Origin of the sequence: Rhizobium sp. TH135 (genome assembly GCF_002855515.1) — a bacterium.
Taxonomy (GTDB): Bacteria; Pseudomonadota; Alphaproteobacteria; order Rhizobiales; family Rhizobiaceae; genus Allorhizobium.
This window is the reverse complement of sequence record NZ_PKRP01000001.1, coordinates 823,880-836,319: the sequence shown is the minus strand read 5'-3', so window position 1 is coordinate 836,319 and position 12,440 is coordinate 823,880. Positions and strand designations below refer to the sequence as shown.

At 61.3% G+C, this 12,440-nt stretch carries 13 protein-coding genes; 4 read left to right on the top strand and 9 right to left on the bottom strand.

All coding sequences use genetic code 11. The annotated features are described in order from the left end of the window. Positions 1 to 8: 8 nt before the first annotated feature. A complete protein-coding gene (locus C0V73_RS04000; protein WP_102018666.1) occupies positions 9 to 209 on the bottom strand; it encodes a DUF2892 domain-containing protein in 201 nt (66 codons plus the stop codon). Positions 210 to 311: 102 nt separating this feature from the next. Next, complete coding sequence (locus C0V73_RS03995) at positions 312 to 629, bottom strand: metalloregulator ArsR/SmtB family transcription factor (protein ID WP_102018665.1); 318 nt, start codon at positions 627 to 629, stop codon at positions 312 to 314. A gap of 128 nt (positions 630 to 757) precedes the next feature. Here C0V73_RS03995 and C0V73_RS03990 point away from each other — a divergent pair, with 128 nt between their 5' ends. The 4 genes from C0V73_RS03990 to C0V73_RS03975 all read left to right on the top strand — a co-directional run bounded on the left by C0V73_RS03990 (position 758) and on the right by C0V73_RS03975 (position 3,204). Further along, complete coding sequence (locus tag C0V73_RS03990; protein WP_172449997.1) at positions 758 to 1,093, top strand: TIGR01244 family sulfur transferase; 336 nt, start codon at positions 758 to 760, stop codon at positions 1,091 to 1,093. Between the two features lie 123 nt (positions 1,094 to 1,216). After that, on the top strand, positions 1,217 to 2,107 hold the full coding sequence (locus C0V73_RS03985; RefSeq protein WP_102018663.1) for a MarR family transcriptional regulator: 891 nt from the start codon (positions 1,217 to 1,219) through the stop codon (positions 2,105 to 2,107). A 179-nt stretch (positions 2,108 to 2,286) separates the two neighbouring features. Next, positions 2,287 to 2,757 (top strand): chemotaxis protein CheW, encoded by a 471-nt coding sequence (locus tag C0V73_RS03980; RefSeq protein ID WP_102018662.1) that lies wholly within the window; start codon positions 2,287 to 2,289, stop codon positions 2,755 to 2,757. Positions 2,758 to 2,979: 222 nt separating this feature from the next. After that, positions 2,980 to 3,204 (top strand): hypothetical protein, encoded by a 225-nt coding sequence (locus C0V73_RS03975; RefSeq protein WP_102018661.1) that lies wholly within the window; start codon positions 2,980 to 2,982, stop codon positions 3,202 to 3,204. Positions 3,205 to 3,210: 6 nt separating this feature from the next. Here the strand turns inward: C0V73_RS03975 and C0V73_RS03970 are convergent, their stop codons facing one another. From C0V73_RS03970 to C0V73_RS03940, 7 genes are read right to left on the bottom strand one after another with little or no spacing between them, the layout of a single operon-like run. Further along, positions 3,211 to 4,299: an alginate lyase family protein gene (locus C0V73_RS03970; RefSeq protein ID WP_102018660.1), complete on the bottom strand. Its 1,089-nt coding sequence runs from the start codon at positions 4,297 to 4,299 to the stop codon at positions 3,211 to 3,213. A 3-nt stretch (positions 4,300 to 4,302) separates the two neighbouring features. Then, on the bottom strand, positions 4,303 to 7,050 hold the full coding sequence (locus C0V73_RS03965; protein ID WP_245407860.1) for a tetratricopeptide repeat protein: 2,748 nt from the start codon (positions 7,048 to 7,050) through the stop codon (positions 4,303 to 4,305). 26 nt (positions 7,051 to 7,076) lie between these two features. After that, the gene (locus C0V73_RS03960) at positions 7,077 to 7,712 is read right to left on the bottom strand and encodes an alginate O-acetyltransferase AlgF (RefSeq protein WP_102018659.1); all 636 of its coding nucleotides are present in this window, start codon (positions 7,710 to 7,712) and stop codon (positions 7,077 to 7,079) included. After that, complete coding sequence (locus tag C0V73_RS03955) at positions 7,709 to 9,079, bottom strand: alginate biosynthesis protein (RefSeq protein WP_102018658.1); 1,371 nt, start codon at positions 9,077 to 9,079, stop codon at positions 7,709 to 7,711. The genes C0V73_RS03960 and C0V73_RS03955 overlap by 4 nt, the downstream gene beginning before the upstream one ends. After that, entirely contained in the window at positions 9,076 to 9,858 is a 783-nt protein-coding gene (locus tag C0V73_RS03950) for a hypothetical protein (protein ID WP_102018657.1), read from the bottom strand. The genes C0V73_RS03955 and C0V73_RS03950 overlap by 4 nt, the downstream gene beginning before the upstream one ends. Then, complete coding sequence (locus C0V73_RS03945; RefSeq protein WP_102018656.1) at positions 9,851 to 10,978, bottom strand: alginate O-acetyltransferase; 1,128 nt, start codon at positions 10,976 to 10,978, stop codon at positions 9,851 to 9,853. The genes C0V73_RS03950 and C0V73_RS03945 overlap by 8 nt, the downstream gene beginning before the upstream one ends. A 13-nt stretch (positions 10,979 to 10,991) precedes the next feature. Further along, positions 10,992 to 12,440, bottom strand: coding sequence for an MBOAT family protein (locus tag C0V73_RS03940; RefSeq protein ID WP_102018655.1), 1,449 nt, complete (start codon positions 12,438 to 12,440; stop codon positions 10,992 to 10,994).

The window sequence follows — 12,440 nt, the reverse complement described above, 5'->3', positions numbered from 1 at the left end:
TCGGATCCTTAGAATGCGGTGCCGGGGCGAAGGCCCAGCTTGCGGAAAATCATGGCGGCCGGACAAAAGCCGGTGAAGGCGGACTGTAGCATGTTCACGCCGATGAAAGCGGTGAACCAGACGAAGCCTGGATGAACAAAGTGGGTCAGCAGCAGAGAACCCAGAACCATGATGCCGGCAAAGGCCAGAACGGCGCGTTCAATCGACATAATTTTCTCCCTTAAGATACATATCTACGACAGTACGTATATATTGGGTGAACGGATGTCAAGTTGCAGTCGGTGTGGTTGTTTACGCCAAGGCCAATGCCTTCAGACGGCGCAATCGTCCGTTTTGCAGAAACTATTGTAGAGAGTGCCGATCACGGCGCGTGCCGGTTCGCTCTCGATCCGGTACCAGATCGTCTGTCCGTCCCGCCGACCGGCGATGATCTTTTCGCGCCTCAGAAGCGCCAGATGCTGGGAGACGGTGCTGTCGCGAATGCCCAGAAATTCGGCCAGTTGACCGACCGAATGCTCGCCATCGGCAAGCCGGCACAGGATCAGCAGTCGATATCGGTTGGATAGCGACTTCAGGAGTTCGCTGGCCATGTCAGCGCCAGCTTTCATCTGCTCAGGATCAATCTTCATAGATACGAATATATCTTAGAAAAGAAGGTTGGCAAGGGTTGACTCAAGAGCTGGCTCTACAAATATATAAAAAACACTATCTCTAAAGTCTCGCCGTCATGGGCATTCAGCCGGCAAAGGAGCCGTCAATGAGCATCCGCAGTATCGATCCGAGTTTTCATGTGACCGGGCAGATCAGTCCATCGCAGCTGAATGAGATCGCGGGCCTGGGCTTCAAGACCGTCATCTGCATGCGACCTGACAACGAAGGTTTCCGGCAGCCGTCGTTTGACGAGGTGGCCCATGCTGCGCAGGAAGCCGGACTGGAGGCGCATTATCTGCCGGTCGTCCCAGGCTCCATGCCACTAGATCAGGCGGAAAAGCTCAAGAGCATTCTCGGAAAACAGACCGGCCCCATTCTCGCCTACTGCGCATCTGGCCAGCGCTGCGCCGCCGTCTATGACATGGCGAAGCGCGCTCCCTGAGGTTGCCGTGTCTGGCTCCCGCCAGGATCAGGCGCTCCTCCATTAGAGACGACTACAAGATTTGCCAATCGACGCGACTGGTGAAATGGCCTTGAATGGGCATCTCTCGTTTGGAGTGTGCTCATGGATCAACTGCGTGGCGACCTTGACCGGGATCGGCTGCCGACCGTTCATCCCGGCATCGAGCAGCACATCGGGGAACCCGTCTGGCTGATGGCGAGCGCCCTGCTCGCCAATCCGGCCTTTGACGGGGCTATGCTCGCCTATTGCCGAAGAATGGTCGAGCCGAGCGCTTTCCGATGGCCTTCCAACAAGATCTTCGCCCAGAAGATGCGCTACATCACCTGCTACATGCTGATCGGGCTTGCTGCGCGTTTTGAAGATGGCACCGGTCCCGCGCCGACCATGACTTTGTTGCAGACAATGGTTCCCGGCAGCTCTCGTCAGGTCAGCGACCTCATCGCGGGATTGAGGGCCGGAGGGTATGTCGTCGCCCATCAGAATGCTCGGGACAGGCGCGAAATCCGACTGGTGCCCACCCCGTCACTCGTGCTTGAAATTGCCCGCTCGCCTCTCGCCTTTCTCGCGTCGCAGGCCATGCTGGAGCATCACACGCTGTTCGAGGCCTTGAGTGCCGACACGGCTCGTCTTTCCAGGCTGATCGCCAGATCGACAGAGGCTTTCCAGTCGAAGGATGTGCTGTTTGCACCATTCGAGACGGTCGTCGAATTCACCGGCCGCGACAGCGGCTACCTGATGCTGTGCGCGGTCATGGGCGCTCACCTGGCCCGGCAGGCTGGGGAGGCGTGGGATCTCGCTCTCACCTATGATGCACTTTCGCAGCGGTTTCAGGTCTCACGCCAACACGTGGGCAATGTTCTTGCTCTTGCTACGAAACGCGGCCTGCTGACGCTGCACGGCGGAAAGATCGGCGATGTGGATGACCGGTTGCTGACCGAGTTTCGTTGGTGGACTGCTGGCCAGATGGCCCATTTCCGAACGCTGGCTGCCTGACTGTGGACGCCTCGACAGGGAGCAGCGCATTCTCCGCTCTGATTTAGATATTCTTTAATTACTGGTGGTCTAAATTGCTCACAGATTGCAGAATCAGTTTCTGCGCGCCGGGATGCCCGGTCGATCAACATCGTGACAAAGTGCCAGCAGGCACGGGCTTGCAGCAGGAGGAATTGCAGATGAATACGACGTCGAATGCCGCTGATGCCCTCGAAATCATCGCCTTTCGGCTTCATCATCAGGAATTCTGTGTGAAGACAACATCCATCCGCGAAATCCGTGGTTGGGCCCCTGTGACGCCGATTCCGCATTCGCCCTACGAAGTCCTCGGCGTGATGAACCTGCGCGGCACGGTCATTCCGATCGTCGATCTCGCCGTCAAGCTCGGCATGCCGGCCGCACAGGCGACAGAACGCAGCGCCGTGGTCGTTACCGAAGTCAACGGCATGACGGTTGGCCTTCTCGTCGATGGTGTTTCGGATATCCTGACCGTCGCTGGCAGCACGCTGCAGCCGCTTCCGGCCGCGACCGGCCCGAGTGCCGCCTTCTCCGACGGCATCATCGCGCATGACAAGAGCATGATCTGCTTCCTCAGCCTCGAGCGCATGTTCGGCGAGGACGATCCGTCCGCATGGGGCATGGCGGCCTGATCAAGAATGTCGGTCGGGCAGGGTGGCTCAGCCTCTCTGCCCCATCATTCTGCGATCCTGATATCGTCACACTTTGTTTGCCATGGCTCGCGAAAGAGTTGTGCCACCGGGGCGAGCTCACGGAGAATTGCGACTTTTTTAAGTGTTTGAGCCCAGCTTGAGTGGCGAACGACTTCCCCAGTTCCCATCTTTGTAGCAGGATGTCGTCAGAGGAGCACCGAGGTGACGCAGTCCCCGAACAACCTGACCGAAGACCTGCTGGGCCGTCTCAGCGACGCGCTTGCTGGCACCCATGGGCGCGAGTTGTCGCTAGATGCCGTGAAGTCGCTAGTCCAGCTCGAAGTCCAGGATTGGAACATCGACCGCTGTCCGGATGACAGCCGGGCAGGCACTGCCCGCGTCGAGCAGCCCCTGATCCCTCATCGCATCCGTCTATCGTCCGACTGAGACGTATCAGTTCTGTGCCGAAATCGTGCAGCTGACCCTTCGGCCGTCATAGAGCTTGGTCAGATTGCCGCCAAGCTTGGTGTTCGACATCGGACGCAGCGCTTCGAATTCCGCCTTCATCTCAAGATCGTTGCTCAAGGCCACATAGGGCTCAAGCCAGGCTATGGCCGATAGGTTGTTCTTCAGGCCTGGCTTCACGGTCTGGCTCTTGCCGTTGATCTTCTGGACAATCTTCGGATCTTTCACGGCTGCCACCGAGAACCGGGCCATGGTCTGGAGCTTCCCCAAGTCTGCGCCGCCCTTTCCGTAACCGGCATCGCAGATCCGCGCGACCGACGTGACCAGCGGCGCCATGGCATGCAGCTGATAATGCAGAGCATAGCGCTGACGGTTCATCTCAAGCGGCAGGCTGCCATCAGGTGACGCGTTGACGATCATCGTGTTGTTGCTGAGGATCGCCCATTCGATCATGCCGCGATCGCGATTGAGCACGCCCACCTCGCCCACGGCCAGGCTCGCCCAGGCGCGCAGGTTGTTGCGGGCTGCTCCCTTGGTGGCCTCGTTTTCGAAGAAGTAGACGATCTCCTGGCCACGCTTTTGCAGCCATTTCTCGACGATGCGTTCCCGGTCGTGCAGACCGGGCACCTGGTCGCGGCTTTCGGCGAAGAGGATGGCGAGCCCGCCGATGCGGGCCGGGATCGAGAGTTTGGCATTGAAGGTGCGCATGTCGTTGAGCGCGTCGGCCTTCGCCCAGGCATAGATGGAATCCACCACGCAGCGCTGATACTGCCTGCGGGTCGCGACGTCCTTTTCGGTTTCCGCCTTCGACACGACCTTGGCGAGGTTCTGGATAAACTGGTCGATAGGCTTCAATGCCTTGGTGACGGCGGCGTCCGAATCCTCGTCAATGTCGGACCTCGTCTTCGATGCGGCTTCATAGCGGCTGCCGAAGCCCAGGCTCATCACCGGTGTCGGTGTCTTGAAGCAGGTCTCCTCGGCTGCTTCTGCTTTCGGTATCATCGCCGTGGCTGCGGTTATGGCGAGCAGCGAGACTGCGATGTGGCGGTTCAGTGTCCATCTTTTGAGATCGGCCATTGATTAGCCCTCCGTTCCTGCGTTGTTGAGCTTCAGGACCTGGGCGGCTTCTGGGTATCCGGCTTCTGCGGCTTTCACCATCCAGGTTTGTGCGGCGTCGAGTGCCGGGCGGGTGCCCAGTCCGTAGGCGTAGGATTGCGACAGGAGGAACATGGCCTCGCCGTCGCCGGCTTCCGCCGCCTTCTTCAGCCAGGTGAAGGAGGCGAGGATCGATTTGCTGTCCTTGGCGTCGTCGCGCATCAGCTTGGCCACTTCCCGCATGGCGACGGGCTGCCCGGCCTCCGCGGACTTCTGGTAAAGGCCGCGCACATCGACGCGCTGTGACACCTGACGCCGGATTTCCGGCTTCATGTTGGCCAGCATGAGGAGTTTTTCAGGCACAGACTGCAGATCGGAGCTCTCAACGAGATCGACGAAGATGTCGCTCGCCTGCTTCGGATCGTAGCTCTCGCCGGCATCGTTGGCGTAGTGCTTGACGAGGCGATAGTAAGCGGCAGGTTCGCCGCCGAGCCGCGCCTCCTGATAAAGCCCGAGCGCGCGCTGCTGCATGTCCGAGCGATTGAAGGCCATGTAGACATCGGCGATCTTCACCTTCCTCCAGGCATCATCGCCGGCAATGTGCTCGGCGATCGACAGCCAGCGCTTGGCATCCTCCCGCTGATGTCTGATGGCGAATTCCGCAAGCGCCATTGTGTCATCGTAGTCGCAACGCTGGGTGCTGATGGCCTGATGGTAGAGGCGAAGCTTGTCTTCCTCGGAGGCTGCGTTTTCGGCCAACAGCAATTGGGCCGACATGTCGCCGCGATCGCGCATCACCTCGCCGAAACGAATGAGGGGCGAGGACAAGGGATCCATGTCCGGGCCTTCGAGCTCCTGGAGGAGGCGCACCGCGCGCCCGGCGCCACTTGCGGCGAGCGGGTGCAGGATTTCCTTGGCCAGTGCCACGCTCTCCGGATCAGTCGCGTAGTTGTTGACGAGGAAGCGGGCAAAGCTCAGGCCGGCATCGACAGTCATACCTTCGCCGGTCATCTGGATGCTGCGCTTGGCGTCGTTGATGCGACCCTTTTCGAGGTTCTGCTTGAACTCCAGCAGAGCGGCTTCAACCGTCGCGCCGCGCCGAATTTCGGCACGCTCGGCCCAGAAGCGCAGAACCTGGTCGGAATAGCCTGCGCCCTTCAGATAGCGCTGATACAGCGCCAGTGCGCTGGCGCGACCATAGAGTGCCTGGGTCTGGATCGCGGCGATCACCATCGGATCCTTAAGCGCGGGCAATTGGTCGATCTGTTCGGGCGCGAGATCGAGTGTCTTGTTGCCGGCGCCGGCTTCGACGTTCGACCAGTAGTCTGCCGCTGAAAGGTCAGGTCCCGTGGGATCGACGCAGAGGTAGACGCGCTGGAGCTTGGCGATCGCGTTGATCTCGCCGTTGATGTGGATGGCGCCCGAGAGAAGGTCGGTGGAGCGGGCGATGGTCTTGGGCGAGAGGTCTTCGCGCATCAGGAGTTCGGCGAGATCGATACCGCCCTCGATATCGCCACGTCGCACGGCTTCTTCGAGCAGCGGTTTCACTTCGGCCGCTGATTTCCAGAGACCGTCGCGGGCCTGGATGACGCGGGCGAGACGGGTGAGTGCCCATGGCGGCGGATCGTTGCGGGCGATCAGGCGGCGAAGCAGGTCTTCATAGGCTGCCGCATCGGCCGGCGATGTGTCCTTGGTTTGCTCAAGGAGCTGCGCCTGCTTGATAACGCCCGCCTGGTTGCCCGCTGCTTCTGCCTGCTTGAAGTAGGCAAAGGCCTTTTCCTTGTCCTGCGGCACCAGCGCACCTTCGGCATAGAGACGTCCCATTTCGAGGATGGCGGCCATGTTGCCGCCGTCGGCGGCCTTCTTCAGGTATTTCAGGAGGACATCGTTGTCCTTGACCACTTTTTCACTGAGCAGATTGAGCTCGGCGACTTCCCAGGCGGCAGCCGTGTCGCCCAGATCGGCGGCAAAGCGGTACCAGGCCTGGCTCAGATCCGGATCCTTCACGACGACTTCGCCATCATCATATTCGCGCGCGACACGGCTGATGCGGTCGCAGATGCCTTCGTCGAGCACGCCGACCAGGGAGCCGAAGGCCATGTTGACCGCAAGCTCCGGTTCGATTGCCCAACCGTCGACACTCTCGCCGTCTTCGGTAAGCCGCGCGAGATCGAGAATGGCATCGGCATTGCCGCCATAGGCAGCCTGGACCTTGAGCTTCAGGCCCGCCTCTCTGTCCTGGTCGATGCCTTCACCGGCGATCAGGTAGTCGGCGAGCGTGTTCAGCGAGCCTGCAGGATGTCCGCCGATGTCGAGCAGTTTCTGAACAAGGCCGTCCGCGCGAACCTTATCCGCCTCGCCCTTGGCCAGCATCAACTTGACCGTGTCGAACAGGGCATCCGTCTGGTCGTAGCCCTTCTTCACCGTCGGCATCAGTTCCTGGATGCGGGTGATGATCGGCTCGAAGCGACGGGCATCGAGATCCCGCATGCGGTTCATGTCACGGGTGATGGCAAATGTTGCACGCTTGGGCAGGGCCTTTTTATTCCACGCGGTCCATTCGGCGATCATGTCCTCGTCGCGGACCCGCGGGGTGCAGACTGCCGTCTTCGGCAGTTCGACGTCCGGTGGCGCGAACCGGACGTCTATCGCGGCTGTTCGCCCGGGTGTTCCGGCGGCCATCGTCATCACGCCTGCCATCAGCAGCGACTTCGCCATTCTTGCAATCGTCATGATAAACCTCCGGAACTCTCTGTGATTTAGCGGGCAATGGTGCTGGGAACGGCGACGGCGTCGACCTGGTCGCCTTCTCCGGTCACCACGATGGTCACACCGGCAAGGCGCTTGAATTCGACCTTGTCGAGCTTGGCGAGATCCTTGTCGCCTTCGCGGACGACGAGATCGACGGCGAGCGGCGCCCGCAGCGCGACCGACTTGGAGCCGCCGCTGTCGACGTCCGAGACGGCTTCTGCGCCAGCCTGCGGCACGAAGAGGTCGATCGCGGCCTTTCCGGTCAGATTGTAGAGCGACAGCGTCGCCTTGGACGGGTTCTTGGTCATGTCGTCTTCGACCGTCGTTGCACCGTCCTTGGTGACGACCACCGAGTAGAACTTGCCGGCGCTTGCCTTGACGCTGCTCTGACCCAACGAGGAGGAGACCGGAATGTCACCCGGTGCTACCGCCACGTAAGGCGAGACGCCGTCGTTCAGCTTGTTGAAGGCACTGTTCTGAACGGAGGCGCTGGTCGCCCCCGGAGCGATGACGCGGACAAAGGCCGAGTTCGGATCCAGTGGCTTTTCATAGAGGCCACCGTCATCGGCCCGGACATTTGTAGACAGGGCAAGAGCAGCCGCAAGCGAGATGGTGGCGATACGGATCGGGTTGATGGTCATCATGACTGTTCTCCAGTTTTGGATTTGCAGATGGAAAGGGTGGTGGTGTCGTCGACAGGCGCGTCAAAGCTGACGGCCACCTTATCGATCGAGCCATCGGGGAAGCCGCCGAGCGAGAAGAAGTAGCGGCCGGTCGAGCGCAGGCGGTCGCCGCGCTCGATGGAGCGGGTGCGAACGGTTCCGTCGGCGCCCGTCAGGGTGAAGATGGCCTTGCGGCTGGTGTCGCTGCCGATGTCGGCGAGGATGACATCATCGCGGGTGAGCTTGATCGTCGAGAGATCGGCTTCAACCGCATTTTCGCCGCTCGCGGTCGCAGCCATAGCCGGGCTGCATTCGCCAAGCGATGCCGCCACGATCTCGGCCCAGGGGGCGTCTCCGTATTGACCGAGATTGTTGTAGATCGGGTTTTCCCAGATCAGGAAGCGCGGGCGTTGCTCCTGGAATTCGCGCGACGTGATGTAGGAGAGGATCGAGCCGAACTGGTTGCCGCCGGAGATCGAGTAGTTGTCGAGGGGCACGCCTGTCCAATGCTCGATATAGCCGGCGAAATTGCTGATCGGCTTGTCGGAGTAACTGGTTCCGATGAGGGCGATCGTCGCCTGGTCTCCGCTGCCGAAAATGTCCATGGATCCGGACTCGGCTGTCTCGTCTTCGCTGCGCACTGCCTCATAGGTGTGGGCGGTGACCTTCGGGACATGGTTGACGCAGTGCTTCTGCAGAAGCTCGCGCATGCTGGAGAATTCCTGCGGCGGCGGGACTTCCTTCATGTCGAAGCGGACGGGTTCGACATCCTGGTAAGCGGGTAGCGTCTTCACGCGGTCGGCGATTGCTTTTGCGGCAACGTCCGCACCGTGCGCCGTCCAGTGGAAGTCGGCCTGGAAAAAGGAGTGTTCGCCGAAGGAGTTGCGATTGTTTTCGCGCATCGGCGTCGCGATATCGACGGCTGTCACGCCCCTCTGGTTGAGGCGGCGGACCACATCGTCGTAAATCTCGGTCGCGATGCCGGCATCGAAGCCGTAGAGCGAGGCGCGGGCAGGCACGAGTTCCGGCAGAACTTGCGACTTGGTGGGAAGCGGCACGTAGATCAGCGTCGTACCGTTCTTCTCTAGCGCCTTGGCCATGGTCGCCAGATGGTCGACGGTCTGGTCCGTGAATGCATGCTGCAGACGAAGGTCGGCGAGGATACGGAAGAACATTCCGTCCTTGCCTTCGATCATCTGCAGTTCGGCGATCTCCTCGAGGCTGCTGCAGCCATAGGAGGAGGGCGCCTCGCCGCCTGCGGTTTCGGCCCGGGCCTGGTTGCCGGCCGCCATCAGAATGGCGGCAAGTGCCGTGCCGGCGAGAATGCGTGTATGGCGAACTCGGGTCATTGCTGAACCTCCGCGGTTGTTTCACTGGACTTGGTCTGGAGCTGCGCCAGGATATTGGTCGCGGCTGCCTTCATGCCGATGCTGCCGCTCTCCTCGGCGATGGCGAGGAACCGGGTTGCCTGTTCAGTCTGCTCGGGCGTGCGGTCTTGATCGGACAGCAGAAGCACGGCGAGCTTGAAGGCTGTGTCGCCGTTCTTCTTGCCGATACCGGAGGCGAGCAGGGCTTCCAGCTCGTCCCGCTTGTCACCGAAGCGCCGGCCCTCGCTGTAGAGCCGGATCAGACCCTCGACCGCTTTGTCGTTCCCCTTGCGGGCCTGCAGCCGGAGGGCCGCTTCGGCGCTCTTCAGATGCGATGGCGAGAGCTCAAGGCTGTCATTGCCGAGGATCTCCATCATGCGGCCGACGGCGTAGCCGCGGTCCTCATAGGCAGCGATCGCGAAATAGTGGAGTGCATCGGTCGCGAGCTTCGGATCACCCTGTTTCTGAATGCGCTCGGCAAGCTTGAAGGCGCCGATCCCGTCCTTGGCATCGGCGAGCGCCTGAAGCTCGCCATAGGAGACGCGCTTGCCGGCGAGCAGGCGCTTGCGCGCTTCCTGCAAAGCGATCGGCAGATGCGAAGCGGGTCCCATGGTCTTACGCTTTGCCGGTTTGGCCGGCTCGACGGTTTCCGGCGGATTGCGCGGAAAGAAGGGCTTCACCGCCGCATGAGCGGGTGTGAGGCCCAGCAGCGGCAATGTCAGCATGGTGGCGCAGCACAGGCGGACGAGGCGATCAGACATTGCCGCCTCCTGCCTTGGCATCACCGTCGCGCTGCCACAGCGTCTTGGTGCCGAGATAGCGGATGGGGAATTCCCAGACGACGACGGTTGGCGTGGTCTCGTCGAGGGCGACGCCTGCGAGCAGGTCCATCATCGGTACGCCCGGCCCGAGGCCCTCTTTCGCCACGTTCACGACATCGGCTCGGAGCGACTGGCGCAGGAAGTCGGCGAAGGACCAGTTCTCGTTGGCGCTGTAGCTGGTGCCCACCAGCATGACCGGGACTGCCGTATCGTCGCCGAAGATATCGGCGCCTTCAGCGGCGGCGTTTACGGTCGTGCGATAGATCGGCACGCTTTCCTGTGTCAGTCCGACGGTTGGGGCATAATCGGGGGAGGTGACAAACTTGGTCAGGTCCCCCCAGAGTGAAACCGGCGTCTGCCATTGTGCTGTCACGCTCTCGGACGGCAGCGCGATGCCGGCCACCTGGAGACTGGTCTGGACGGCTTCCGCCGTCGCCTTTGCCCCTGATGGAGACCAGTGTGTGTCGGACTTGAGGAAGACTTCGCCGAAGGGCTTCGCGGCAAGGAGTGCCTGACGCGTATCCGCCGTGACGATGCCTTTGTCCTTCAGAGCTGCGGCGAAGGCGTTGTAGGTTTCGGCCATGGCAGGGCCGCGAACTAGTGAGGGGACCTCTTCCGAATAGATGTCCGACTTTGCCGGAAGCGGAGCCAGCACCAGCCTTATGCCCCGGGCGTCGAGATCACGCTGGACGTCGGCAATCCGATCGACGGCGGCATCGATATCCGCCCTCGAGACGTTTTTGAACTCTTCAGCCGAGAAGAACCAACCATCTTCACCGACGATCACACCCTTTCGGCCAGCGCCGAGGAGCGCATAGCGGGCGTTTCCAAAGAGGCCGACGGATGCGGCGCGGTGCGGAAGCTCGTTCTTGTAGAGCGTGTCGAGGTCGCGGGTTGCTTCCCCATCGATGACATAGGAGAGCGACAGATCCTTCGCCTCGGAGGCTTGCGCTTCAGGGGAGGCCGCATTCATCAGCAGGGCAGAATTCGCATAAAGCGCATAACCGAAGAAGGTGGTCGGTAACAGCAGCAGGGATGTGTACTGGCGCAGACTGGGCATGGGATTGCTCCTGTCAGAACTGGAAGTAGAGGAAGGGTGAGGCGGACTGCTCGGCGAGCCGGGCAATCGTCACGGCGAGCAGGGCTGTCATGGCGAGCGGGTAAGCGATCGACGGTGACGCGATGAGCGTGCCGTCTGGCGCCACCCGCGGTGCGCCGGCGAGCGGCACACGATCCGGATCGGTCATGTGTTTGAAGCGCGGCTCGAGGACAACAGCGACGATGGCGAGCAGGATGAAGACGAGGTGCTCCTGGTTGACGCTTGCCAGGAATTCCAGGCTCGGCGCCATGCCGTTCAGGCCAAGCATGCCGGCATAGACCGAGAAGGCTTCACCAACGCTCGTGGCGCGGAACATGACCCAGCCGATGACGACGAGCAGCAGCGTTGCGGGAACCGTGACTGCCTTGCTGAGACCGGCGCGGGCATAACCCGTGTAGCGCTCGACCGCCAACCAAGCCCCGTGCCACGCGCCCCAGAGGACGAAGGTCCAGGCGGCACCGTGCCAGAGGCCGCCGAGCAGCATGACCAGGAAGAGGTTGAGATAGGTGCGCAGCGGGCCTTTGCGGTTGCCGCCGAGCGGGATGTAGAGATAGTCGCGCAGCCAGGTCGACAGGCTGATGTGCCAACGCTGCCAGAATTCGGTGATCGAGGCGCTGACATAGGGCGTGTCGAAGTTGCGGATGAACTTGAAGCCCATCATCAGGCCAAGCCCGATGGCCATGTCGGAATAGCCGGAGAAGTCGAAATAGAGCTGCAGGGTGTATGCGGCGGCGCCGAGCCAGCCTTCGACGAAGGTGATGTTGCCTGATGCGAAGGCGGCATCCGCGACCGGGGCGATCGAGTCCGCCAGCAGCACTTTCTTCGCAAGGCCGATCGTGAAGATGCCGAGCCCGGTCGAAAACAGTGCGAGGCTGTGGGTGCGCTCATGGAACTGGTCGGCCAGATCCTTGAAGCGCAGGATAGGGCCGGCGATCAGCTGCGGGAAAAGCGCGATGAAGGCGGCGAAGTCGACGAAGTTGCGGGTGGCAGGCGTATCCTTGCGGTAGACGTCGATGACATAACCGACGGCCTGGAAGACGTAGAAGGAGATGCCGATCGGCAGGATCAGGCGCCAGTGTACGCCCAGCTCATCGGGTGTCGTGCCGAGCAAAGCCGCAAAGCTGTCGATGAAGAAGTTCAGATACTTGAACACGCCGAGCACGGACAGGCAGCCGACGACGCCGAGTACGAGCGGGATCTTGGCGCGAGCCTGTCCTTCCCACCGCTCGATGAGCAGGCCGCAGCCATAGGCCCAGGCGGTCACTCCGACGAACAGAATAAGGAAGTCCGGCCGCCACCAGCAATAGAAGATGTAAGAGCCGATCAGGATGGTCCACGACTTCAGCCGGTCTGGCGTCAGGTAGTAGGCGACCAGGAAAAGGGGCAGGAAGAGAAACAGGAAAGTCTCTGACGAAAAGACCAT